General features: G+C 44.0%; 18 protein-coding genes, 1 tRNA gene and 3 pseudogenes. 6 read left to right on the top strand and 16 right to left on the bottom strand.

Annotated features, from left to right (window positions below; genetic code table 11):
• Positions 1 to 44: 44 nt before the first annotated feature.
• The gene (locus ACH19P_RS09545; RefSeq protein WP_462159334.1) at positions 45 to 2,282 is read right to left on the bottom strand and encodes a DNA internalization-related competence protein ComEC/Rec2; all 2,238 of its coding nucleotides are present in this window, start codon (positions 2,280 to 2,282) and stop codon (positions 45 to 47) included.
• Between the two features lie 3 nt (positions 2,283 to 2,285).
• On the opposite strand from ACH19P_RS09545, the gene ACH19P_RS09540 reads away from it, so the two are divergent.
• Positions 2,286 to 2,789: a DUF2062 domain-containing protein gene (locus tag ACH19P_RS09540; protein WP_462158348.1), complete on the top strand. Its 504-nt coding sequence runs from the start codon at positions 2,286 to 2,288 to the stop codon at positions 2,787 to 2,789.
• 10 nt (positions 2,790 to 2,799) lie between these two features.
• Here the strand turns inward: ACH19P_RS09540 and ACH19P_RS09535 are convergent.
• The 8 genes and pseudogenes from ACH19P_RS09535 to ACH19P_RS09500 all read right to left on the bottom strand — a co-directional run bounded on the left by ACH19P_RS09535 (position 2,800) and on the right by ACH19P_RS09500 (position 9,179).
• Positions 2,800 to 3,686: pseudogene (locus tag ACH19P_RS09535) on the bottom strand (GGDEF domain-containing protein).
• A gap of 208 nt (positions 3,687 to 3,894) precedes the next feature.
• The gene (locus ACH19P_RS09530) at positions 3,895 to 4,512 is read right to left on the bottom strand and encodes an FKBP-type peptidyl-prolyl cis-trans isomerase (RefSeq protein ID WP_462158347.1); all 618 of its coding nucleotides are present in this window, start codon (positions 4,510 to 4,512) and stop codon (positions 3,895 to 3,897) included.
• A 91-nt stretch (positions 4,513 to 4,603) separates the two neighbouring features.
• The gene (locus ACH19P_RS09525; protein WP_462158346.1) at positions 4,604 to 4,972 is read right to left on the bottom strand and encodes a hypothetical protein; all 369 of its coding nucleotides are present in this window, start codon (positions 4,970 to 4,972) and stop codon (positions 4,604 to 4,606) included.
• 80 nt (positions 4,973 to 5,052) lie between these two features.
• Positions 5,053 to 5,143, bottom strand: a tRNA-Ser gene (locus ACH19P_RS09520).
• 60 nt (positions 5,144 to 5,203) lie between these two features.
• Positions 5,204 to 5,581 carry a hypothetical protein gene (locus ACH19P_RS09515; protein ID WP_462158345.1) on the bottom strand — a complete coding sequence of 126 codons (378 nt, stop codon included), beginning with the start codon at positions 5,579 to 5,581 and terminating at the stop codon, positions 5,204 to 5,206.
• A 182-nt stretch (positions 5,582 to 5,763) separates the two neighbouring features.
• The gene (locus tag ACH19P_RS09510; RefSeq protein WP_462158344.1) at positions 5,764 to 6,315 is read right to left on the bottom strand and encodes an NAD(P)H nitroreductase; all 552 of its coding nucleotides are present in this window, start codon (positions 6,313 to 6,315) and stop codon (positions 5,764 to 5,766) included.
• Between the two features lie 72 nt (positions 6,316 to 6,387).
• Positions 6,388 to 7,074, bottom strand: a complete 687-nt coding sequence (locus ACH19P_RS09505; RefSeq protein ID WP_462158343.1) for an HvfX family Cu-binding RiPP maturation protein — start codon at positions 7,072 to 7,074, stop codon at positions 6,388 to 6,390.
• 134 nt (positions 7,075 to 7,208) lie between these two features.
• Positions 7,209 to 9,179 carry an FAD-dependent oxidoreductase gene (locus ACH19P_RS09500; RefSeq protein ID WP_462158342.1) on the bottom strand — a complete coding sequence of 657 codons (1,971 nt, stop codon included), beginning with the start codon at positions 9,177 to 9,179 and terminating at the stop codon, positions 7,209 to 7,211.
• A 210-nt stretch (positions 9,180 to 9,389) separates the two neighbouring features.
• On the opposite strand from ACH19P_RS09500, the pseudogene sppA reads away from it, so the two are divergent.
• A pseudogene (gene sppA, locus ACH19P_RS09495) lies at positions 9,390 to 11,256 on the top strand (signal peptide peptidase SppA).
• Positions 11,257 to 11,341: 85 nt separating this feature from the next.
• The gene (ansA, locus tag ACH19P_RS09490; RefSeq protein ID WP_462158341.1) at positions 11,342 to 12,352 is read left to right on the top strand and encodes an asparaginase; all 1,011 of its coding nucleotides are present in this window, start codon (positions 11,342 to 11,344) and stop codon (positions 12,350 to 12,352) included.
• Positions 12,353 to 12,433: 81 nt separating this feature from the next.
• Here the strand turns inward: ansA and gndA are convergent, their stop codons facing one another.
• The gene (gene gndA / locus ACH19P_RS09485; protein ID WP_462158340.1) at positions 12,434 to 13,807 is read right to left on the bottom strand and encodes an NADP-dependent phosphogluconate dehydrogenase; all 1,374 of its coding nucleotides are present in this window, start codon (positions 13,805 to 13,807) and stop codon (positions 12,434 to 12,436) included.
• A gap of 440 nt (positions 13,808 to 14,247) precedes the next feature.
• Between gndA and pyk the strand changes: the two genes are divergently transcribed.
• Positions 14,248 to 15,684, top strand: a complete 1,437-nt coding sequence (pyk, locus tag ACH19P_RS09480) for a pyruvate kinase (RefSeq protein WP_462158339.1) — start codon at positions 14,248 to 14,250, stop codon at positions 15,682 to 15,684.
• 38 nt (positions 15,685 to 15,722) lie between these two features.
• Positions 15,723 to 16,712: an ATP-dependent 6-phosphofructokinase gene (locus ACH19P_RS09475; RefSeq protein ID WP_462158338.1), complete on the top strand. Its 990-nt coding sequence runs from the start codon at positions 15,723 to 15,725 to the stop codon at positions 16,710 to 16,712.
• Between the two features lie 56 nt (positions 16,713 to 16,768).
• Here the strand turns inward: ACH19P_RS09475 and ACH19P_RS09470 are convergent, their stop codons facing one another.
• The 5 genes from ACH19P_RS09470 to ggt all read right to left on the bottom strand — a co-directional run bounded on the left by ACH19P_RS09470 (position 16,769) and on the right by ggt (position 23,104).
• Positions 16,769 to 17,221: a helix-turn-helix domain-containing protein gene (locus ACH19P_RS09470; protein WP_462158337.1), complete on the bottom strand. Its 453-nt coding sequence runs from the start codon at positions 17,219 to 17,221 to the stop codon at positions 16,769 to 16,771.
• A gap of 174 nt (positions 17,222 to 17,395) precedes the next feature.
• Positions 17,396 to 18,223, bottom strand: a complete 828-nt coding sequence (locus ACH19P_RS09465) for a LytR/AlgR family response regulator transcription factor (protein WP_462158336.1) — start codon at positions 18,221 to 18,223, stop codon at positions 17,396 to 17,398.
• The gene (locus ACH19P_RS09460) at positions 18,220 to 19,293 is read right to left on the bottom strand and encodes a sensor histidine kinase (RefSeq protein WP_462158335.1); all 1,074 of its coding nucleotides are present in this window, start codon (positions 19,291 to 19,293) and stop codon (positions 18,220 to 18,222) included. Before ACH19P_RS09460 ends, ACH19P_RS09465 begins: the two co-directional genes overlap by 4 nt.
• A 169-nt stretch (positions 19,294 to 19,462) precedes the next feature.
• Complete coding sequence (locus tag ACH19P_RS09455) at positions 19,463 to 21,181, bottom strand: NAD-dependent malic enzyme (RefSeq protein ID WP_462158334.1); 1,719 nt, start codon at positions 21,179 to 21,181, stop codon at positions 19,463 to 19,465.
• Between the two features lie 159 nt (positions 21,182 to 21,340).
• Positions 21,341 to 23,104: a gamma-glutamyltransferase gene (gene ggt, locus ACH19P_RS09450; protein ID WP_462158333.1), complete on the bottom strand. Its 1,764-nt coding sequence runs from the start codon at positions 23,102 to 23,104 to the stop codon at positions 21,341 to 21,343.
• Between the two features lie 161 nt (positions 23,105 to 23,265).
• Here ggt and rrtA point away from each other — a divergent pair, with 161 nt between their 5' ends.
• Positions 23,266 to 23,778, top strand: a complete 513-nt coding sequence (gene rrtA / locus ACH19P_RS09445; protein WP_462158332.1) for a rhombosortase — start codon at positions 23,266 to 23,268, stop codon at positions 23,776 to 23,778.
• A gap of 25 nt (positions 23,779 to 23,803) precedes the next feature.
• On the opposite strand, the pseudogene ACH19P_RS09440 reads toward rrtA, so the two are convergent.
• Positions 23,804 to 26,294, bottom strand: a pseudogene (locus ACH19P_RS09440) (S9 family peptidase).
• Positions 26,295 to 26,416: the final 122 nt, after the last annotated feature.

The raw sequence follows: 26,416 nt of genomic DNA, 5'->3' as shown, positions 1-26,416 counted from the left end.
ACGCGTTATCGGATATTGTATCTGCGTGGGCTTAAAAACAAAACTTAATCGGTGATAAACCAATATTTTTTCTGTTGTTTTGCACTTTGCACCACAATGTTGTCAGTATAGAACGCCACTTTTATCCCGCCGTGGTGTTTTGTTAACCACTGCTGCGCGTTTTGCTCCTGGTAACGACTAAAAACACTTGGGTGCGGCATTTGCCACCCATAACGGTTGCTACTGGAATGGACAACATGAGTTGCGTTTACAGTCTCTACAAACTGCTCGCTGGAGGACGTTTTGCTACCGTGATGTGGGCTAATTACCACATCTATTTGCGGTAAACTTCCTTGCGCAACGATACGTTGTTCTTCGTGTGCACCAATATCGCCAGGTAACAACACAGAATGAATACCATCTGTAATATACACTACGCAGGAACTTGCGTTGTCCGACTCTTGCCAAGCATCAGGCCACAAAACCTCAACTTGCAACCCATGCCAACGCAGTGATTGCCTCTGACATGGTGGTGCGCTTTGGGGATGAAATAACATTAAGGTCTCGCCAAATCCTGCGTCTATCCAGTGTGTAAAGCCACCACTGTGGTCATTGTCGCTGTGCGAAATGATCGTGTGCTCTACTGTTAAACTCCTTGCTTCGATATGGGGCAACAAGGTGTTTTTTACAATAGAGTACTGGTCAAAATAGCGTGCGCCCAAATCATACACAATTGCCGTTTGATCCGCGCTCACTACAACACTCAAACCATGGCCAACATCCAATACATCCACACGCCATTTTGGTTGACCAAGTGTTGTACATATTCCATAGGTGAACAACAGACTCACTGCATAAACAACGGGAATCAAAGTACGAATATATACACACAACACACTCACAACATATATGACAATTACCCCCCATAAAGGGAGTTGACCGAAGTCCAACCAAATCATCTGTTCCAAAGGTGCCAAAGATTTAAAAATACCGCTTAAACACATATCGACGCAGTTCAATAGGTACACAAACGGCGTTGAAAATCCACAAATGACATTGAGAAGCAATAAGGGCAACAATATAAAACTCACGGCCGGAACCAAAATCAAATTGGCTATCGGCGAGACTATCGAGACGCCGTTAAACGCCCAAAAACTTAACGGCGCCAAAGCAACAAACAAGCTTAATTGCACCAGCAAATAACGTGTAAACACCGTTCGACCTTGCGTGTGCACTAAAGTGACAAAAATGACTGCGACGGCACAAAATGAAAGCCACATACCAACTTCAAGCAACGCAAATGGATTAAATACCAATACGGCGCAAAACGCGACTAGCAGACTTTTAAGCAGGCTATATTGGTTGTGACTGAAGTACATAAAGGTGAACACACTCAACATAATCCAAGCTCGCTGTGCACTCACGGGAAAGTCACATAGAAAAACAAACACACCACACAATATGACAGCCATTAGACTCAAGAAAATGTTTGTATGTTGCTGTTGATATATTCGCTTACACACTAAGTGAGCTAACAAATAGGTGATCGCTTTTAAAATGTAAAAACAAAAACCAAACAACAAGGCTATGTGTAATCCAGAGATGGCAATTAAATGACTTGTGCCCGTATGTTTCAACATCGTGAGATGCTGCAGCGTTATGTCATCACGGTCGCCACTAAGAAGCGCCTTGAACACGCCCGACAGTCTGAACTGTTCCAACTTCTCGTCTAGCCACAACTTGTACCTATCGCGCACATTTTCTCGTTCCATAGCGTCGATTTGTAATGATTTAGGCGTTGACGCTACAAACACTAACCTATGTGTAAAGCCGTAGATGCGAGAGTCTCTCACATCAAAATTGACTCGCCATACCTTTTTTCGGACTCGCGTGGTGAATTTCAATACATCACCGCTGTGCAGCACATGGGTCCCCTGTAGCCCTAAAGAGACACGAAACGTTTGATATGAAGGGACAGTGTAATTGGTAATAGACTTTAACCGTGCGGTGACAAATACCTGATTGTCGAGATTGTTAAATGTTTCTACTACAGCAACGACGTCACGCTCACTATTATCTATTTCAGGACCATGCCAGTGAAAAAAAATATAAAAATAGGCTATTGTGTATACGATTCCCAAAACGCAAAAACGTAAGTAGCCGAATAAATAACCGTTATTGATACGAATAATGACCAATATCACTATTATTGTAAAAAGTGCTAGCGGTGACGGGGTGAAAAGTGACAAAATACAGCCGAATGAAAACCCACTGCACACCGCACTAGATGTACAGGGCCCCATCAAATGGCGAAGAAAACCATTCAACGGTTCTTACCCGATCACAATAAAATAAAGCAGATTAAATCTCTGCGTATTTTTGGGCGACTGTTGCACGATGCCAATCTTTGGCACTTAAATAGACGTTCTGCACGAGGAGCGTTTTCCGTTGGTTTGTTTTTTGCGTTCATCCCTGTTCCTTTTCAAATGCTGCTTTCGGCTGCTGTCGCGATTCCATTTCGCGTAAATTTACCTCTTTCTATTGCGTTGGTTTGGATTACAAATCCGCTTACGATGCCCCCAATTTTCTATTTTTCATATTTAGTCGGCACATGGATTCTTGGCCACCCTCAGCAAGAATTCTATTTTGAACCAAGCTGGCAGTGGCTAAGCGATAGCCTCACAACCATCGGTCCCGCATTTTTGCTCGGCTCAGTCGTGTGTGGTGCTGTTGCCGCACTACTCGGCTTCGTACTAGTGGACGTTTTATGGCGCCGTAGCGTCAGAAAAGCATGGAACGCTCGCCGTTAGTAACCCTCAGTTATTGATGAAATAATATCGTTCTATTTCTTCCTTGTTCTTTTGCTTCATATAGAGCCTTGTCCGCATCTCTCAAGAGCGTGCCTAAATTACATGCTGCCCCTTTTAAACTCGCTAAGCCACAGCTAAATGTCAGCGTAAACTGAATTTGGTCAAACACGATGACTTGTTTCTCAACATGTTGACGCACATTTTCAACAGCTTGCACAGCTTCATAGCAATATGTGTCTGGGAATGCGACTGCGAACTCTTCCCCCCTAACCTTGCAAACAGCGCTCGAGGGCATAATTGCTCTGAAACAATTCTGGCAAATTCTCGAAGTGCATGATCACCTGCGAGATGTCCGTAGTTATCGTTGATAGATTTAAAGTGGTCGATATCGATAATGCCAATACTCAACGGCGTTGTGTACTGTCGACTGCGCTCAACCAGCCACTCCATATCATTGGTAAAGTGATAACGATTCTTTATTTGCGTCAACCCATCGGTGTTGAGCAAATGTTCAGTTTTTCTCTCCAGTTGGACAAGTTCAGACACGTCTCGTATGAAGGTGTAAATGTAGGTTTTGCCGTCTTGTTCAATGGCGTTTATCTGCAAGTCAACATCCAGCTCAGTGTTATCTTTCGTCAAGGCTTTAAGGCGAATGAAGTCGCCGAAAATATTCGACTTGCGTGTATTTAGATACACTTGCTTTGAATGCTTCGCAAAATCGCGATTACTCGGAACAGTCAATAAATCATGAGGATCTTTGCCTTTGACTTCATCAAACTGGAAACCAAACATCCGTTGCGCTGCACTGTTCCAAAAGACAATACCATCATGTAGATCTGCGATGACAACGGCATCACAATTGTTTTCAATTATCGCTTTGAAAATATGCTCGTGCACAACCACCCCGCCATTGGATGACAGATAACATAATGCAAAGAATAGTACCCAAAATATATCTATGACAAATGAGGAACGCGAGATAAAAGCAAAGAGAGTATCGTTATGTGTGAAAAGAATTGGTAGTAACAAGCAAAAAAATCGCCCCACTTGTTAGCGGAGCGACACATTAAAAACCATCACCTGCGTGTCAGATAATGGCTTTCACTTATAGGATATCAAGTAGCTCGATATCAAAGATAAGTGTTGAGTAAGGAGCAATCGCTGCACCCGCACCACGCTCACCGTACGCTAGGTCATGAGGGATGTATAAACGCCATTTAGAACCAGCTGGCATCATTTGTAGCGCTTCTGTCCAACCTTTGATTACGCCGCCAACAGGGAATTCTGCAGGCTGACCGCGCTCATATGAGCTGTCAAATGTTGTGCCGTTGATCAATGTTCCGTGGTAGTGCGTACGGACTGTTGATTCAGCAGTTGGCTTTTCGCCTTCGCCTTGTTCGATAACTTCGAATTGAAGGCCAGACTCAGTAACAGTGACTTCAGCACGCTTCGCATTTTCAGCAAGGAAAGCGTCGCCTTCAGCCGCTAATACTTTTGCTTCTTCTTCACGACGCTTTTGAATTTCAGCGTTAATTTCTTCGAATGCAGCTTGAATTTCTGGGATCTCTACTTGGAAGCTATCACCAGTGAAAGCATCTTTCATGCCTTCGAATACAGAATTAAGGTTCAAACCTTCGAATGGATTAGCTTTAAGTTGCTCACCCATTTGTAAACCAATACCGTAGCTCGCTTTATCAGCGTTAGTCGAAAATTTATCAGACATAAAGTCGTCCATCTTTTATTTAAAATACAAAATTCGCACACAGGGTAACATACTCCCTAGTGAACGTCAGGTTGATGAAGAATTTCAGTAATTAATTTGACTCTTTTGCAGATAATTTGGCCATTTTCTTCGCCAATATAGGCGCAAGCCAAGTAAACACGACCAATGACACGATGAGATAGGCCCATAACCACATCGGCATGTGTGCAAACCAAGGCCATATCATTACACCAAATACAATAACGCCAAAACACCCCGTGAGTAATGCGCATAAAGCCGATAGTTGTGTTTCATATTTCGCTATAAGATGAGCCACTAAGGCATTAAACACTGCGAAGCCGGCCAGAGTGGGAAGCGTGTCGAGCTGGGCATCGATAGCCATCGCATTAATAACATCAAGACTCATCGCGTAAAAAAATGCCAGTGCAAACCAAAAAAAGATACGCATCGGTGCCGCCATTGTACGAACTCCATTGATAGTTAAAAAAGAGACATCACTATAACGAAAAAACCGCCTCGAGGGCGGTTTTTAGAATGAGGTGGCGGAGAGATAGGGATTTGAACCCTAGATACGCTATTAACGTATGCCGGTTTTCAAGACCGGTGCTTTCAACCACTCAGCCATCTCTCCGAATGGCGCGCATGTTAGAGGTTTTCTATGGCAATGTAAAGACCATAAACGCCAATTAATTCAATAATATTGTTTCGGTCGCTTGGCAATGAATGCACAAATAACACAACCAATTAATGCCACGATAGCAAACAAAGCGCTCTGCATAAGCAATTCACCACGATTTTGCTTACTCGCTGGTATGATAACCAAGGTCAATGCTGGCAATACTGAAACACCCAGTACATAGGCCGTTACTTTTAACGCCCGTAAAAAATCATATCGCTTGGAATACATCATCCAGCTGGAAACCACCACAACGACACTCATCGCGCCAAGAGTAATAAATAATGGTGCTTTCGTTGCCATTGCAACGTAAGTGGTGAGCAACGCTCCTAAAACGCCCCAGAATGTCCATAAGCCCCAACGCTCTTTTTCTCTTAAGAACAAGTTACCCATTGATTCTTATCTTCTTATTATTTTGTTGATTACAATTCTGTACAAAACTTACCCTAACAAAATTTGTTCAGTTAAAAAACCACCAAAGCGAAATTAGTGATCAAAAAGATACAATAACAAGGAGGACATTAATCTAGGATGACAAAAAAGCCCCACTTAGGTGAGGCTTTTTAGGCGAGCTATTAAAGAGAGTGGCTAAAGAACTGTGCTATGTCATGTCGACGCTTTTTCGGACAATCAACAGTCGGTGTACCAATGTACAAGAAGCCGATTATTTCGTCGTCTTCAGTTAATCCTAGCGCTTTCTTTACATAAGGAGAAGTCGCATAACTGCCCGTTCGCCAAATCCCACTCAGGCCTTGTGAATATGCCGCTTGTTGCATTGCAAACGTAGCACATGATGCGCTGGCTATCTGCTCTACACGGGGCACTTTCTCATGTGGCTTGTATTTCATGATGCAGACGATGACCATAGGTGCGCGATCCGGTAATGCAGCTGCACGTGACACTGCGCGCTCCCCCATATCCTCGCTGATTGCAGCTTGCTCGAATATTTGGCCGAGCTGACTTCTATTTTCTTCCTCAAGCACGATAAATTGCCACGGTGCTAAGTTTGCGTGGTCAGGCACTCGCAACGCTGCGTTTTGGATTAATTCGAGTTGTTTGGGGTTAGGCCCGGGAAAAGAAAGGTGACTGTCAGATTGTCTGTTGAGCAATAATTCAGTTGCTAGCATTGGGGGAACTTCACTTCGTTACTATGATAGCCAGAGACTATCATAGTAACTCGTTGATCAACACTCGATAATTCAAACTGCACGCCTGCGCGGTTTAAGGAAATAATCAAGACTAACAAAACGCCCGCCGCCAACGAAAAATAACGACGTCAGCATCACAAAATAAATACTCGCAAACTCAATACCATTGTTTAGTATGACAATATTGCCTCTATCGTAGAGATATTGAGGGCGTCCATGTTCAGCAACAATCTCCTTTATGGAGTCCAAACGAACACCTGCTGCTGCAGAATTATCAAGGCTCTCTTGTGCTTGTTCAATACCAATCCAGTTCAATACTTTTGCGGGACTTGTTTGTGTGTCAGTGGGTGTGATGGCGAACCAGCCATAATCCCAATGAACCATCGTAATCGCCACAATCATGGTAATCATCAAGGGTATAGTGACAAGTCGAGTGAATAAACCTAACAATAACAGCCAACCTCCCAAAAACTCTGTCCAACCCGCAGCGAAGGCCAACAGTTCTGAGAAAGGCAGTCCCAGACCCCAGTCTGCATTACCAAACCAAGCAACAACATTGGGGTCAGCCAATATTCGCTCTAGCCAAGGCAGAGAGTCATTACCTAAATTAAGTTTGCTGTAACCTGCGATGATCATCACTGGTGCGAGTATTAATCGCATTAACAAAGACGGAATGCCATCAAGGAATTGTATTCGCTCGAGGGTATTTTCATAAAAACTAGCGGTGCGGTGAAACATAAAAAAGCTCGAATTACATCTATTTACTATTTGTATAGCACATAGACCTAACGAGCCGATTTATTATTTCAGTCAAAAAGAAACAAAAGCCAACTGGCTACATTGAGGTTGTCCAATGGCCAGTTGCAAAGAGGTTAAATTTCTCGTGCTACCATCAAGGCTTCTTTGATAGCGCGCTTGGCATCAATTTCTGACGCAAGCTTTGCTCCACCAATGACATGGACTTTCGTGCTCATGTGCGTTTCTTGTGCTTGTTTAAGTTCAGAGTCGTTCGATGTCTGACCTATGCAACCTATTACTGTATCAACATCTAGGATGCGAGATTCTCCGTTAACAGTAATGTGCAAACCTTGTTCATCAAAACGCGTATATTGGCAACCGGCAATTTGTTCAACACCCTGCATCTTAGCCACTTGGCGGTGGATCCAACCGGTTGTTTTACCAAGCGTACTACCAAATCGTCCTTCACTGCGCTTGAGCATATACAATTTCTTATCAGTGCGATGCGGTTTAGGCGCTTGTTCAATGCCCCACTGCTGCTTAAAGCTTTCGATACTTTGGTCAGTTTCTTCTGTCAAAAATGCAACCATATCGAAGCCAATACCACCAGCGCCAAGAATGGCCACCTTATCGCCGATTTCAACATCACCACGGATCACTTCATCGTAACGATAAACACGCTTACCATCAGCACACTCAAAGTTCGCAATACGCGGAGATACACCGCATGCGAAGACCACATCGTCATACTCTTTTAACATGCTGTGGCTAAATTCCGTGTTCATTTTCAAATCTACGCCTTGACGAACGACTTCATCGCTAAAGTATTTCAGTGCAAGTTTAAAGTCTTCCTTACCTGGCACACGCATCGCTAAATTGAATTGACCACCTAGCGTATCCGAGCGCTCAATTAAGGTTACCTTGTGGCCACGCTTACGCAGATAAATCGCTGCAGCCAAGCCAGCTGGACCACCCCCTACTACAAGCACATTTTTCGTACTGGTTGCAGGCTCAATGGCCAAGTCCAATTCATACGCTGCCAATGGATTCACTAAGCAGGTTGCACGTTGGCCTTTAAATACGTGGTCGAGACACCCCTGATTACAACCGATACAAATGTTGATTTCTTCAGATTTATTGTCGGCGTATTTATTGAAAATATCTGGATCTGCCAGCAAAGGCCGCGCCATTGAGACCATATCTGCTTCGCCAGCTGTAAGTATGTCATTTGCTATTTTTGGTGTGTTAATACGATTTACCGCAATAACAGGTTTTTGAGTCGCTGATTTTAATCTCAACGAAGCTTCCCTGAAGGCACCTGGTGGTACCATGGACGCTATTGTGGGAATACGCGCTTCATGCCAACCGATACCTGTATTGAAGATATCGACACCTGCTTCAGCTAACACTTTAGCTTGCTCTGTGACTTCATCTTTCGTTGAGCCATCAGGCACTAAATCCATCACTGACAAACGGAAAACGATAACGAATTCGTCAGGTACTTTTGCACGAACCGCAGAGACTATTTCTTTGGCAAAACGCATTCTGTTTTCGTTGCTACCACCATATTGATCAGTACGTTTGTTCGTGTGTGGAGCCATGAACTCATTAATGAGATAGCCTTCTGAGCCCATTATTTCTACGCCATCATACCCCGCTTTGTGTGCGAGCAAGGCGCTTTTAGCAAAATCCTTTACTGTATTTTTTATCATTCCCAATGACATTTCTTTAGGTGCATAAGGAGTGATAGGCGATTTAATTGCACTCGGTGCGCAGCTAAAAGGATGATACCCATAGCGACCAGCATGCAATAGTTGAATGCAAATTTTTCCACCGTGTTTATGCACAGCATCGGTGTATTTCTTGTGTTTTACTACATCAAACACAGAATTGAATGATGATGCGAAAGGAGACAGCTTACCCCGCACATTTGGACTGTAACCTCCCGTAATAATGAGACCTACACCGCCTTTCGCTCGTTCTTCATAAAATGCAGCAAGACGTTTTCGATTGTGCCACCCTTCCTCTAGACCGGTGTGCATAGAACCCATCACAAGTCGGTTCCTAATTTCTCCATGCGCCAGTTTTAATGGTTGTTCTAGCATGGCGTTCCCCTTATGGTTAATCTGGTCATACCTGTCTGAGAGTAACTATTTTTCGACTCTCCAGCAAGTATATTCGCTGTCTCTTAGATTGGTTGATAATCGTGCTGTAAATACTTAGTTACTTTTTTCTGTTTAAATTTTTGAAGTCTTTGGGCTAATATGGAAGTCTAACCAGTGTGTAGAGCAGAATCTAAAAGTAAGGGTCTGATTTTGATTAAAAAAGCAGTAAAAGCCACCTGGGATGGTATTAATTTTTCCCGTCGTCTGGTGGTCAATATCATCTTCATCGCAATCATCATTGCTATCATCGCATCCATAAGCAGCGACGAAAATGAAATATTAGTGCCAGATGGCTCAGTGTTAACACTCAACCTAAATGGTTATTTAGTTGAACAAAAACGCTATGTTGACCCACTTGATGCCGCGCTTGCAGAGTCCATGGGCGGTTCAGATGAGCCCGCTGAGATCCTCGTTGATGATGTTGTTTCTGTAATCAAAAAGGCTGCTAAGGATTCGCGCATTGAAGCCATGCTTTTGAATGTACAAAACCTTGGCGGCGCGCACATCAATAAACTCGATGCAATCGCCAAAGCGATTGACGAATTCAAAGCCCAAGGCAAACCTGTTATTGCTTCTGGCTACTACTACACACAGAGTCAATATTATCTTGCAGCACATGCAGATGAAATCAATCTTCACCCTTATGGCGGCGTTTCAATTGAGGGCTTTGGTGTTTACCCAGTTTACTTCAAAGATGCACTGGATAAATTGAAAATTACCCAACATGTATTCCGCGTGGGTACATTTAAGTCGGCGGTTGAACCACTCATTCGCAACGACATGTCACAAGCCGCAAAAGAAGCCAATAAAGAATGGTTGTCACACCTTTGGACTCAGTACAAAAATGAAGTTGCAGCGTTGCGCGGATTCGAAAAAACTAACTTCGACGAAACGCTTGACGGTTACCTTGCGAAACTCGAAACCGTTGACGGTAACAGCGCTGAGTTCGCTCTAAAATATGGTTGGGTAGATGCACTTAAAAACAATCAACAGCTGCGCCAACAGTTAATCGATTCTTGTTGGTTTAGATGAAGAGGGCAAAACGTTCCGTCAAATAGGCTTCAATGACTATCTTGCTTCATTCAAACTGCCTGTTGTATTTGACAACCCAATGACTGAAAAAGTGGCAGTTATCGTTGCCAAAGGCACCATTGTTGATGGTCATCGTAAAGCGGGCGAAATTGGTGGTGACAGTACAGCCGCCCTACTTCGTGAAGCGCGCAATGACGACATGGTTAAAGCGGTGGTATTACGTATCGATTCAGGCGGTGGCAGCATGTTCGCATCGGAGCTTATCCGTCGTGAAGTAATTGCCCTAAAAGAAGCCGGTAAACCAGTAATCGCGTCTATGGGTTCAGTAGCAGCATCTGGTGGTTATTGGATTGCCAGCGCCGCCAATGAAATTTGGGCTGCACCAAGCACAATTACCGGTTCTATCGGTGTATTTGGCACCATCATGACATTCGAAAACAGTGCCGCTCAGTTAGGTGTTCACTCAGACGGTGTGGCAACGACAGAACTTAAAGGTTCTTCAATCCTCCTTGGGCTTAATGACAAGATGGCACAAGCTATCCAAATGAGTGTTGAAAACGCCTACAAGCGCTTCCTAGAAGTTGTGTCTCAATCACGTGGTTTATCTGTTGAAGAAGTTGATGAGATTGCTCAGGGCCGTGTGTGGATTGCAACGCAAGCAAAAGAGTTAGGTCTTGTTGATAAATTAGGTGACAAACAAGCAGCGATTGAAGCAGCTGCGGCCCTTGCCAGCCTTAAACATTACGATGTGAAATTGATTGAGCAACCGCTGTCAGCTCAGGATATCTTCATCCAGAACCTATTTGGCAGTGCCACAGTGCAATCACTAGTCAGTGCCAAAGCGCCACAAAGCGCGACTGTCGGTGCTGCGATGCAATTCGACAATTTAGTTGAACAAGTACAGTCACAAGTTGCAACATTGAAAACCTTTAACGACCCTGAAGGTATCTACGCGCGTTGCTTAGTGTGCGCTGTAACGGATTAATTTTCGTAAATAAAGTGTGTTGCTACGTGAAGTCGTAGCTTCACTCGTTGTATACTTAGCCCGATACTCTCTATCGGGCTTTTTTATGAAACGTAAACGCATTTACATCGCCTACACAGGCGGTACGATCGGCATGAAAAAATCGAGTCAAGGTTATATTCCTGCAGCAGGCTTCCTAACCGAAACGGTTAAAAACAGCGCTGAATTTAACCGTGACGAAATGCCTCTATTCGATATAGAGGAATACTGCCCCCTAATTGATTCATCTGATATGTCTCCAGCGCACTGGCAGATGATTGCCGATGATATCAAAGACAAGTATCACGACTATGACGGCTTTGTCGTTTTACATGGTACAGATACCATGGCCTACACAGCGTCTGCGCTGTCTTTCATGTTCGAAAACCTTACAAAACCGGTCATCGTAACAGGCTCACAAATCCCCCTGTCGCAGTTGCGCTCAGACGGTCAGGTGAATTTACTGAACGCCATGTATCTCGCTGCTAATTACCCTATCGCTGAAGTCAGCCTATTCTTCAACAACCAGTTATTCCGAGGCAATCGCGCTACAAAAATTCACGCAGACGGATTTAACGCCTTCGATTCGCCTAACCTACCACCGCTGGCGAAAGCAGGCATCAACATACGTTTACTTGAGGGCCAACTTAGCCCTTACATTGATAACGACCTGCAAGTGTCACGGATTACACCGCAAGCCATTGCAGTTTTGCACCTATACCCTGGGATCAGCGCTGATGTAGTCGGTTCAATCATTAACGATGATATCAAAGCACTCATCTTACTAAGCTTCGGTGTAGGTAATGCACCACAAAACCATGAATTCTTATGTTTATTAGAAGAAGCCAATGAACGCGGGATAATTATCATTAACCTGACTCAATGTTTGCAGGGCCAAGTCAACATGGGTGGTTATGCCACAGGTAATGCCCTATTGAATGTGGGTGTGATCAGTGGATTCGATATGACACTAGAGGCGTGTTTAACAAAGCTGCATTATTTGTTGAGCAAGAAGGTATCAACACAAAGTATTCGCCACCTAATGCAAGATAACCTTCGTGGAGAATTAAGCCGTTAGCTTGATGCTTGTAAGAGTTAAGTGAATAAAAAAATGCCGCTTGTTAGCGGCATTTTTACTATCTTAAGAAAGAATTAATTATTAACGAACTTTAGCGTCAATGTCAGCCAAATCTGTTAAATGACACACTTCACCACTGTGGGTTTTGATACCATGCTCGCCGAAGTAGTCACGTTGCGCTTGCACAAGATGACCATTACTTGGGGTGCTGAGTGTAGCTAGGTAGTTTTGTGTCGCACTCAATACTGGGAATGCTAGACCCGTTGTTACCGCTGCACCAGTAACACGACGTAGCGCTTTGACTTGGGTATCAAGCGTATCGATAAACTCGACACCTTGTGCGATTTGATCAAGGTAATCAGCGCGGATGATACAACCTGCACGCCAAGTTTGTAGCGTTTTTGCTAAGTCGACCTTCCACTGATGGGCGCGAGATGCACCTTTGATTAGTGCAAGACCTTGGCGATAACACAGCAAACTTGCTAAGTGGAATGCGTCTTTCAATTCGTCTAAGTCCAAATCAACTTTTTCTGTTGCTTTTGGCGCATAAGTCATTTCTTTGGCCGCATGGGTGTCACCCGTGTTAGTAAGATGACGAGCCTGTACAGCGGCAACTAATGACGGAACAGCAATTCCTAACTCTAGAGCATTTTGTGCAGTCCATAGACCCGTGCCTTTCGCGCCCACTTTGTTATCAATTAAATCAACAAGTGGCGTGCCTTCGTGAGACTCAAGCTTAAGAATATGGCTAGAAATAGCGAGAAGATAGCTGTTCAATTCACCTTCAGACCATTGGTCAAAAATAGCCGCTATCTCTTGTGGTGATTTACCCGCACCTAAACGAAGAAGATGGTAAATTTCAGCAATCAGTTGCATCAACGCATACTCAATACCATTGTGCACCATTTTCACAAAGTGGCCACTTGCTGATTGACCTACACGCGCGAAACAAGACTCGCCATTGTAGCTAGCTGCCACCTTTTCCATAGATGACTCGATACGCTCCCAGCCACCTTCTGAACCACTGGCCATCATTGCAGGACCGTGACGTGCACCTTCTGCACCACCTGAGATACCCATAGTGGCAAATTCGAATTTGTTCTGGAACTTAAGTTTACGTGCGATACCGTCTTTGTAGTTACTGTTGCCACAATCAACGATGATGTCGTCTTTGCTCACACCAGCGTCAATAAGATCTTGGCAGACGCGATCTACTAGTTCACCCGCTGGGACTAGCAGTAAAATAGAACGTGGCGCCTTTAAACGACGAACCATATCGTGAAGATCAGAGACTATATGCAAGCGCTCAGCCGTTCCTTGTGTTTTGGCGCAGCTTAGTAATTCTTCACCAGCGTCTGGATTTTTATCATATGCGACAAGCGTGAGCCCTTTCTCGATTAAGTTCAAAGCAAGATTTTTGCCCATCACTCCCAGACCTACTAATGCTACTTGCATTAAGTTTCCTCCTCGGTAAAAACGTATGGCTGGTAAATGATACCGATTGCATCAATATGTGCTGTAATAATTCAACAGAGCATACGCGCTAACGTGATGTTATCCTTCAAGCTTTGAGATAAAATCCACTCTACGAGTGAGCATCTGTGCGCGTGCGTCTGACTACAACTTAATACAATGGGTATAACCTGATTACGGCGGGCATTATAGGCGAAACTATGTGCCATTCAATCCCCGCTCTGGAATTATATCAAATTAACTGAGAATCTTTGCATAAAGATGCCCACTTTAGTTTTGCGACATAATTGACTGCACCTGACACCGGTGTCATAATGCTGACATAGTGTTAACGAATAATAAGGATATGCAAACTCAAGGTCTCATTCATACTAGAGTTTGCTACCATGCTAATAAAGCAATTACGCCTACGGGAGAATTTGATGCTTAGACGTACAAAGATAGTCGCCACCCTTGGACCGGCTACGGACAGAGACAACAACCTAGAAAAAATTATCCGCGCTGGTGCAAACGTTGTACGTTTGAACTTTTCGCATGGTACCCCTGCAGATCACCAAAAACGTGCTGATGATGTACGTGAGATTGCTAATCGTTTAAATGTGCATGTGGCCATTCTAGCTGACTTACAGGGTCCAAAAATTCGTGTTTCTACTTTCAAAGAAGGCAAGGTAAATCTCGCAGTTGGCGCTAAGTTCACTCTTGACGCTGAACTAGGTCTAGGCGAAGGTGATGTCAACGCAGTAGGTATCGACTATAAAGAACTTCCAAATGACGTTACTACAGGTGATTTACTGTTACTAAACGACGGTTTAATCCAGCTGACTGTCGACAGTGTTGCAGGCAATAAAGTCCATTGTATCGTGACTGTTGGCGGTGTTTTATCCAATAACAAAGGCATTAACCGTCTAGGTGGTGGTTTAACAGCACCAGCATTTACTGATAAAGACAAAGAAGACCTAATCACTGCTACGAATATCGGTGTTGACTATATAGCGGTGTCTTTCCCTCGTTCTGGCGAAGACATGCGTTATGTGCGCTCGCTAGCTGAACAAGCAGGTTCTACAGCGCAACTACTCGCGAAAATCGAACGTGCAGAGGCAGTAGAATCTGTTGAAGCTATCGACGATATTATCTTAGCATCTGACGCAGTCATGGTAGCCCGCGGTGACTTAGGCGTTGAGATTGGTGATGCAGCCCTTGTCGGCAAGCAAAAAACCATCATTAGCCGTGCTCGCTCACTTAATCGTGTTGTGATCACCGCAACGCAAATGATGGAGTCAATGATTGACAACCCAATGCCAACACGTGCAGAGGTTATGGATGTTGCTAACGCAGTTCTTGATGGCACAGACGCTGTCATGCTATCAGCTGAAACCGCTGCCGGTGATTACCCAGAGCAAACAGTGCAAACGATGGCTCGCGTATGTGTTGGTGCAGAATCGCAAAAAGAAACACACGTTTCGAAGCATCGCTTAGATAGTATGTTTGCTGATAATGCAGAAACCATTGCTCTTTCAGCGATGTATGCGGCAAACCACTTAGGCACAGTGAAAGCTATTGTTGCCCTAACAGAATCAGGTAACACCTCTAAACTGATGTCACGTATTTCATCAGGTTTACCTATCTATTCATTGTCCCGTCACCCACAGACATTAGGTCAAACTGCGTTGTATCGTGGTGTTTATCCAGTCTATTTCGATACGACCAAGTATCAAAAAGACTTTATCGCTTCAGAAGCCCTCTCTCGCTTAGTTGAGTTGGGTGAATTACACAGCGGTGATACCGTGATTTTGACACACGGTGACATGATGGAAACCGTTGGTGCCACAAATACCTTGAAAATTGTGACGGTTCAATAAATAGTTAACATAGGTTTTAGCAACACAAGCAAAGACTTATGTCTAAACAAAAACGTATCGCAATTATCACGTCCGGGGGCGATGCCCCCGGAATGAATCCCGCCATTCGAGCAATTACCCTCAAAGCTCTGGCAAGTAACTTCCAAGTCATCGGCTACTACTGTGGCTACAATGGTCTCATCGACGAACATTACACTGAACTCACAGCGCGCGATGTAAATGACATCATTCACCGTGGCGGCACAATTATTAAGTCAGCTCGTTGCCCTGCTATGCATAGCGAATCAGGTTTATTGCAAGCGGCGAATAGTTTGCGTAAATGCCATGTAGACGCGCTGATAGTAATTGGCGGTGACGGCAGTTTTAAAGGTGCACAAGCACTTGCAAAACACTGGCCTGGGCAAATCATCGGCATTCCGGGTACTATCGATAACGATATCAAGGGAACTGATGCTACGATCGGTTTTTATACTGCCATCGACACAGCACTTGGCTGTATAGATAAAATCCGTGATACAGCACAAGCGTTCGAACGGACATTTGTAGTCGAAGTGATGGGTCGTGATTGTGGAATTATTGCTATGGAAGCCGGCCTTGCCTGTGGTGCTGAACAAATCATTTGCAAAGAGCTCATCGACAATGAACAACAATTCATCGACAAGCTTAAACAGGATGTCGCTCATTCTTTGGCGAATGACGCGGCTCACAGCTATGTGCTTGTTATGGCTGAGCACTCGCTGAGTATGAGTGCTCAAGAGCTCGCAGAGCAACTTAAAAGCTACACCGGAGTTGACAGTAGAAGTGCGATTTTGGGCTATGTACAACGCGGTGGAGCGCCAGCAGCAGGTGACCGTATCCTTGCAACCCAGTTAGGAGTTGAGGCGGTTAAACACGTTGAACGAGGCGATACAGGTATTATGATTGGCGTAGAGAATGGGCAAGTGACAACGACTTGCTTAGCTGACACATCTGATACGCATGCTCGCAATGTAGACTTCGTTGCAAAACTTAAAGAATATCGCTTATAAGCATTCAGAGGTCGAAACCTTGCGAGTCGACCTCGAGTGTAACTTTACCAGATGTACTAATTCTCCCCATACCAAATTTGGTATTTGTCGCCTTGGTATTTCAATAGCGTAAACAAATAGCCCATGGTCAACATAATGAGGCCACCGGCCAATGCAGCTTCATTAACGAATCCAAGTAAACAGAATCCATATCCAAATAGATGGCTCACCCACTCCACTCGTGTTGCCGTCTTTCGTGTTGAGCGTAATTGCAAAAAGTTAAATGCAAACCAAATTTTTAAAAAAATCGGTAAAGCCTGATAATTATCCGATTGTTTATCTGGCATAAAGTTCTCCTTATTCAACGTTTCAATGTCAATGTTGAGAGCTGCAGCTAGACACTTTTGAGACTCCATACTCGCATTTGCTCCGCTTTCAATGCGCTGGATTGTTCTGACATTTAACCCAGACATTTGCGCAAGTTGCTCTTGCGATAGTCGTCGACTCAACCGTAAGTGCTTTAAATCCATACTGTGCCTACTGCTCACATTTTCAATCGGTTAGGAGAATAGATACATATTAGCATTGTCGTTGCCGAATTTACCCCGACAGTTACCCGACAGACATAAAAACGAAGTCAGATATAAAAAAACGAGGCACTTGGCCTCGTTCTTACAGATGATACATGATGAAATTTTATTAATTTAATTAGCTAATGCGGCTTTAACCTTGTCACGGTAGCTACGACTTACTTTTAATTCCTGACCGTTGCCTAATACGAGCAGATACTCGCCGCTGACTTGCGTCACTAATTTACTGATTTGCTTTGAATTAACAATAGCACTGCGGTGAACACGCACAAAAAGGCTTGGATTTAATTCACGCTCTAGCTCTTTCATCGTTTTGCGAAGAATATGAGTCTGGCCATCACTACAATGTAAACACATGTAATCCCCTGCAGCATCAACCCACTGAATTGTGTTAGTTGGTACGCGAATAATCTCACCTTGTTCTTTGACAGCCAGCGACTCAGGGTATTTCTTCGTTTCTAAGCTGTCACCCGAAGCGAGTTTCTTAAGGATTTCCTCACAATTGTTGCCTGTTATACCAGCTACAAAACTGGCCAGCTTTTTCTTGTGAGCATTATCTTGTTGTGTTTTTAAATGTGATTGCACTTTTTCCACCGCCTGTTTTAGTCTGTCGTCGTCCACAGGTTTGAGTACATAATCTAATGCATGCACCTCAAACGCCTGTACGGCATAGCGATCAAAGGCGGTAACAAAAACGACGAGTGGCTGATGAGACGCAGGTAAATGCGTGAGCGCATCTGCCACCTCGAAGCCATTCATACCCGGCATTTGAATATCTAAAAACACCAAATCAATTTGTTGTTCCTGACACAAAGCCACTGCATCGCTTCCTTGGGCAAATTGACTCACTAGCTCAACTTCTTCAAGTTGCTCTAATCGCACTGCCAAGCCCTTGCGTGCCAATGACTCGTCATCAACAATAATGGTTTTTATGGTATTCACTCTGTTACAGCCTTCTCAAAAGGGATACGAATATTGACCGTTAAACCAGTCGGCGTATTCCCTGATAATACAAATGAATAATTGTTCTCGTAAAGGGTCTTTAGTCTATCTTTGGTATTAGCTAAGCCCACGCCGGACGCCTGCATTAGCTGCCCATCTTTTAATTCAGCACCTGGGCCGTTGTCACTCACTTCAAGTAACAGCTCTTTGGCAAATACTTGCGCGTTGATTTTAATCTCCCCGCCTTGGGTCATCTGCGCAATGGCATACTTCAATGAGTTTTCAATCAGTGGTTGCAAAATTAAGCTCGGCACCATTGCTTGGCGCGCGTCATCACTAATTTGCATATCGACAGTTAATCTGTCATCAAAACGCACTCTTTCAATATCCAAATATAAGCTAAGTGCATGTAATTCTTGTTCTAAGGGCACCTTTCTAATTGGATTGGTGTTGAGTGTATAACGTAAGAAATCACTCAACCTCGAAAGCATCTTATTTGCGTCTTTGTTTTCTTCCACCAAAATAAGCGTGGAAATAGCGTTAAGCGTGTTAAACAAAAAATGCGGGTTCAATTGATAACGCAACATTTTAAGTTTTGCTTCATGGGCCATTGTATTGGCCTTCAACGCTTTTTGACGTTCACCTTGCAATAGTTGGTAGTACTTAATACCGAAATACAAGCCACTCCAACAAAGAATGATGTAGACGGAATCTAAGCCTTGTTCAAAGTAATAAAACCATTCATCTGGACGATAACCATGACGATAAATCTCCCAGAAGTTAAACTTCTTAACGACCGACCACAGCGTTCCTGTTAAATACGAAACACCAAACACAACAATCACTAACACCCATGGGCTAGCGTTCCAAACTCTGCGATATAGATACCGCAATGGGACGGTCATTAAGCAGCCAGCATAGGCGTTCAATAGGATCACGAATACGTAAATATCACGCATCTCGAAAACCTTAGAACCGATATAGTTAACTAACGCGTAGCCAATCCATCCCGCTATTTGCAGAACCCAAAAGAACCGCTGTCGATTGTCAACTAGTTGCTGCCAATTCAAAATTCACTGTACTCCCTGACAACGTAGTTCCATGACACTACATTGCATAATTACCTACTATCATTATTCATAAAGCCCGTGCAAAAGGCACTGTATTTGGTCTTGCTTTACCTTTCCTTTAACGCAAAACGCCGCAACTAAGTGCGGCGTTTATTCAAGTGTTCACAAGTTAGATACTGACACGTTTGTAGTTACGATACTCTGGAAGCCAATAGTTTTTATCAATCGCTTTGATGATATCTTCATCACTCACTTCAAGCGCTTCACCTTGCTCAATCGCTACTTTGGCAACCGCAAAAGCGATGCGCTTAGACAATGCTTCGATTTCAGTGAGAGGTGGAAGCAAACTGCCCTTACCTTCATTTGCCAACGGTGAGCTAGAAGCGAGGGTTTCACTGGCAGCCATAAGCATTTCATCTGTGATGCGTTTCGCTTTGATGGCAATCACGCCCAAGCCAATACCTGGGAAAATATAACTGTTGTTACATTGCGGGATCAGCATTTCTTTATCTTCAAAACTCACTTTGCCAAATGGGCTACCTGTAGCGATGATTGCTTTACCATTTGACCAATTAATCACATCTTGAGGGTGTGCCTCAACCTGCTTTGAAGGATTAGATAATGGGAAGATAATCGGTTGCTCGCAATTTTCAGACATAGTGCGCACTACTTGCTCAGTAAACAATCCCGGTTGGCCGGAGACACCGATCAAGATACCCGGCTCGGCACAATGCATTACATCAAGTAATGAGGCAAAGTCACCACTGTAAGTCCACTGACTTAAAGCGTCTTTTGTTTGCACAAGCGCTTGTTGGAAGTCGCGCAACCCTTCCATACCCTCACTCAATAAACCGAAGCGATCTACCATATAAATCTGACTACGCGCCTGGGCGTCACTGATCCCTTCTGAAACCATTTGGCTGATCACTTGTTCTGCAATACCGCAGCCTGCTGAACCAGCGCCAACAAACACAACTTTCTGCTCACTAAGTTTTGTGCCTTTTACACGACACGCAGCGAGTAATGTGCCTACGGTCACAGCCGCGGTACCTTGAATGTCATCGTTGAAACTACAAATTTCGTCACGGTAACGCTTTAGCAATGGCATTGCATTTGGCTGTGCAAAATCCTCAAACTGCAACATAACATTAGGCCAACGACGTTTTACAGCCTTGATAAATAAATCAAGAAACTCATCGTATTCTTCTTGGCCAATACGCGGGTGACGCGCACCCATATACATAGGATCATTGAGGAGCTTTTCGTTGTTTGTACCCACATCAAGCATCACTGGTAATGTATAGGCTGGGCTGATACCACCACACGCGGTGTAAAGCGAAAGCTTACCGATTGGAATGCCCATACCACCAATACCTTGGTCGCCAAGGCCAAGAATACGCTCACCATCGGTTACTACGATGACTTTTACTTTGCCTTTGGTGGCATTGCGCAAAATATCATCGATGTTGTGTCTGTCTTCGTAGGAGATAAATAAACCGCGCGAGCTACGATAAATATCTGAGAATTGCTCACACGCATCACCCACTGTTGGGGTGTATATAATCGGCATCATTTCATCGATGTGATCACGAACAAGACGGTAGTACAGCGTCTCGTTATTATCTTGAATTGCACGAAGATAAATGTGCTTGTTGAGATTGTCTCTGAAGCTTGAATACTGCTGGTAACAACGCTCAACCTGTTCCTCAATAGTTTCAAAACGAGGTGGAAGTAAACCCGCTAAATTAAAGTTCTGGCGTTCTCTTTGTGTAAACGCACTGCCTTTGTTTAATAGCGGTGTCTCTAATAAGGTCGGACCAGAGTAAGGAATATAAAGATAATTTGGATCGGATGTGTGATTTTCTTTTGCAGATGATTTATCAGTCATGATGCCTACTAAGCGCAGAATACAATTGCCTGATATTATTGCTGCTTAGTATTAAAAAGCAAACCGAAATCGGCAAGTAGGACCAATCTTTGTTGGATTTAGGGCTTGTTTGCAAATAAACAACAAGCCCCTGAAAAAGCATTAACATTTAGGCCAAAGTTATTGGCCTAACGCGATGCCCTCACGACGCGGATCAGCGGCGCCATACAATTTACCGTTAATAACCTCAACGGCATGAATGCCAGAGTTTAGGTCACCTATGTGCACATTATGGCCACGACGCTCAAATTCAGCCTTAAGGTCAGCTAGCGGCGTACCCTGCTCTAACGTAGTTTTGTCATTACGATTGGTAATACGTGGCATATTAATCGCTTCTTGCGCTGTCATGCCCCAATCCAATACGCCAACAATACTCTGTGCCACATAATTAATAATGCGGCTACCACCAGGAGAACCAATAACTAAACGTAGCGTACCATCTTCATTGAACACCATCACAGGTGACATTGAACTACGCGGACGTTTACCTCCTTCAACGCGATTGAGCACGTATTTTCCATTACGTTTTGGTGTGAGTGCAAAATCAGTCAATTGGTTATTTAACAGATAACCATTTGCCATAACTGTTGATCCAAAGGCCATTTCAATCGACGTGGTCATCGACACTGCATTTCCTTTGGCATCGACAATCGAAATATGACTCGTGTTAGGGCGCTCGAAGGCATCATCTTTCGCGTAAGCCACACCTGTCACCGGATTACCATGCGCTTGCTTCTTATCGACATCGCCGATAAGGGCCTCACGACGATCTAAATACTGAGCATCCAATAACGCTTGCGTTGGTACCGGTTGGAAATCTGGGTCAGCCATAAATACTTCGCGGTCAGCAAATGCCAATCGGGAAGCCTGAGTAAAGTAATGAAGTGCTTGCGGATCGTTGGCTTGGTATTTGCCCATGTCCTTATCTTCAAGCAATTTGAGTATTTGTAGTACTGCCATTCCCCCGCTGCTCGGTGGTGCCATAGAGCACACTCGATAAGTATGGTAGCCAACACAAATAGGCGCTCGCTCTTTTGCCTGATACGCATTGATGTCAGCCTCGGTAAGTAAACCTGGATCAATTGGACTACTTTGTACCGCTTTGGCTATTGCCTTAGCGTTTTCACCCGAATAAAAAGCGCTCACGCCCTCTTTTGCTACTTTGCGATACAAATTGGCAAGTTCTGGGTTCTTTTTAATTGTTCCTACAGCGAGTGGCTCACCACCTGGGAAAAAATACTGTTTAGTGGTGGGTATTAATTCCACGCCGGGATTAAGACGACGCGCCAATAAGTTATGAAGTCGAGGTGAGACTTTAAAACCTTGATCAGCGAGTTGTATCGCATCCGTGAATAGTTCGTTCCATGGTAATGTGCCATAACGTTGATGCGCGTCTGCCAGCGCTTTTAGCACCCCAGGCACACCTACAGAACGACCACCTACAACAGCATCAATCCAGCGCACTGCTTTGCCATTGCCATCTAGAAATAACTCAGGTGTCGCGTTTGCTGGTGCTTTTTCTCTACCATCAAACGTAGTCAAGTTTTCGTGTTGTTTATCGTAGTGAAGAATAAAGGCACCACCACCCACGCCGGACGATTGTGGCTCAACAAGTGTCAGCACAAGCTGTACGGCGATAGCCGCATCAATTGCACTACCACCTTTGGCCAGCACGGCTTCACCTGCTCTTACCGCATACGGGTTTGCAGCGGCCACCATATAGCGTTCACCAACAGTTTGCTTTTTCGCAACGATTGCGGTGGTGGCTTCAGGCTCTCTATCAGCCAGAACTTGTGCTGGCGTTGTTGATGATGCTGTTGCTGAGCAGCCTGTGCTGAGAAGAAGAGTGATAGCTAGAGATAAAAATGGTTTTGAGAATGTCATTACTCACTGCTTATTTGTCGTTGTTTGTTTGGCATCTTAAAGTTAAACGGGCACAATATGCAAAGCAAAGTTTCTGTATTCGGTTCACCATGTTGGCATTAATAACAAAAAGAAAAACCCTGTTAGCTCCGTTATTACTCATTATTTTATGCACATTAATCATGCTCTTTCACTTTAACATTGATTTACGTTTTGATAGAAGTGCAATTGTCGACGGGCAATGGTATCGCATTCTTACGAGTAATGTCGTTCACAGCAACACCGCTCACTTGTTAATGAATATGGCTGGTGTAGGCGCACTTTGGCTACTGCATCATCATTTTTATAGTGTGCGTAAGTATTGGCTCCATGTGCTCGTTATCTCTGTTGCATGTACCGGCTTCATATTCCTGTTTAGTCATAACATCGATATCTATGTCGGACTAAGTGGCACCTTGCATGGCTTACTCGCTTATGGTGCTATCAAGGACATTCAGGACAAAGAGAAAACGGGTTATCTGCTTTTGATTGGGGTACTTGGCAAAGTCGGGTATGAGCAATTTATTGGCGCTAGCGCTGACTTGGAACAATTGATTGAATCGCGTGTAGCGATAGAGGCACATTTGTTTGGGATGTTAAGTGGCTTAGCCATTGCCGCAATTGAGTTCTTATTAAATAAAAAACCCAAGCATTAAGCTTGGGTTTTTTATACTCCATTAATTACAGCGTTTCTCCAAACAACTTGTAAATACGGCGGTATTCATCCAGCCAACTTGATGGTTGTACGAAACCGTGTGGTTCCACTGGGAATATCGCAGTTTCAAAGTTCTCTTTCTCAAGCTCAATAAAGCGCTGAACCAGACGCACCACATCTTGGAAGAATACGTTGTCATCAACCATAGGTGCGTTGATCAGCAGACGCTTATTCAACCCTTCTGCAAAGTAAATCGGTGAACTACGCTCATAAGCGATAGGGTCAACATCTGGGTGATTCAAAATGTTTGACGTGTATGGCGCATTGTAATGAGCCCAGTCACTCACTGGACGAAGCGCAGCACCCGCTTGGAATAGCTCTGGCTCAGTGAACAATGCCATAAAGGTCATAAAGCCGCCGTATGAACCACCGTATGTACCAACGCGTTTAACATCAACGTTTGCGTTTTCAGCCATCCAATTTACGCCATCAACCAAATCTTGAGTCTCCGGTGTACCCATTTGACGATAAATCGCTGTACGCCAATCACGGCCGTAACCTTTCGATGCGCGGTAATCCATATCCATTACCACATAGCCTTCGCTAGCAAGCAGTGAGTGGAACATAAACTCGCGGAAATAGCCTGACCAACCAAAATGTGAGTTTTGTAAGTAGCCAGCACCGTGGTTAAATATCACCGCTTTGCGGTTTTTGCCTGTCTCACCTTCTTGGTAATCCGTTGGGTAATAGACTTTGGCATACACAGGTTGTTCACCATGACTCGATGGCACAGCAACAATTTTCGGAGCAACTAACTTAGTGGCAACGAATTGGTCTGACACAGTATGAGTGAGCTGTGTTACTTCACTGTTTGGCGCAGCATCGATAACAAAAAGCTCAGGTGGTGTCATCACGGTAGAGTGCGTTAGCAACACCTTACTCTCATCAGGGCTAAGTACATAATCGGTCATGCCATTGAGATCAGTTAAAGCTTCAACTTGCGAATTCTCAAGGTTTAATCGGTATACCTCATAAGATCCCCGGGTGCTTTTGGTTCGCTTTGTAATAAAGGTAGTTGTCATCCGACGACAAAGTCAGGTTTGATACTTCAAACTTTCCTCTAGTGCGTTGCGTTGCCTTCGCGTTAAGTGGTTTAGTGTAGATATGGCTGTAGCCAGACTCTTCTGAAAGATAATACAAGGTATCTTTATTGTTTAACCAACCAAAGTCGTTAAAAGTGTAATTAACCCATGCGTCATCATGTAGACGATGTTGATTAACTAATTTCTTACCAGCAAAATCAACAGTCGCAATCCAGCGGTCTTTATTGTCCCATGCTTCAAGCATAACAGCGACTTGCGTACCCGCATTATTCCAGACGATAGCACTTTGATCCCAACCCCAATCCATCATAAGGTTGATTTCACGGCGTTTCTTTTCAGACTGATAGGTTTTACCTTCACGCGCATGATTTTCAGCTTTTACCGCGGCTAGAACGTCTTCGTCCCAACCTGGTAGCGTGTTGTAGGTCAACGTTGTTTTTTGCTTATTATTGAGGTCAATATAGACCAATTCAGTTTCTTGCGGCTTGGCGTCCGCTACGCGACGACGTGCAGGTACAGCCGCAATGGTTGCATCGTCAGTTATGTAGTTCGGCATAATATCACCGTCACTTCGCCAACTGCGCGTGTCAGTCAATGCCACAATCAGTTTTGAACCATCCGGTGATAATTGCGCGTCAACAAGGCGCTTGTTGTCACCCAAATAAACATTGGCGTCAACAATCGTTGTATTGGCGTCGTTAAGTGCTTGCTGACGATTGGCTTTGTCTTGCTTATTTTTATGTTGCAAAGCGACGTAATCAATCAGCTTATGCTGCTCTTTGGCGATGTAAGATTTTGGCTCTTCAATCTTTACGGGCGTGTCTTCTAACTTAAGATTCACTAATTCGCTGTGCAAAGAAGTTTGTAGGTCAACGTGCATAAACACGTTACCCACACGATAAACCAAAGAATTATCATTTAAAAACTGCGGTGCAGATTCGAACGCAGACGTCTTGGTGATTTGAATTAAGGTGTTATTAGTTAAATTCTTAAGGAAAATATCACCTTCAAACTCATAGGCTTGTAAGCGATTATCACGGCTAAATACCGCGTCTGCATCACCTAAAGTATGTAAGTTTTTCAGTTCCACTTGCGATGCTTCGCTGGTGTTCAGCTGTTTTATAAAACTGTCACGCAGCACTGTGCCTTGTTGCTTTTGCTGATACACCACTGTATTCGAATCAGCAGTCCAATATGCATTCTCAGGTTGGTTACCCATCCAATCTGGGTCTGCCATAGCTTGTTCGAGCGTAATTGCAACACTACCTGCTTTGGTAGGTGTCTGAACAGCAAGTTGAGATTGTGACGGTGTGTTTGTGACGGGAGCGGACTCGCTCTGCTGGACTGTACTTTGACAACCCGACATTAGTAAGCTCGATGCGATAGTCACAGCGAGTAAAGATTTATGGAACATAGTATTAGAGTTTTTAAATCCAAGGTGTTTGGATTTAAGCAAAATCCTTACGGAATTGACAATCTTTTTAGACAAAACTCGTGCAAAGCAAGTTAGGGGACAAAAAAATGGTCAGCAAGGGT

Source organism: Pseudoalteromonas sp. GB56, from assembly GCF_054923835.1.
This window is presented reverse-complemented; position numbering and strand designations above follow the sequence as displayed.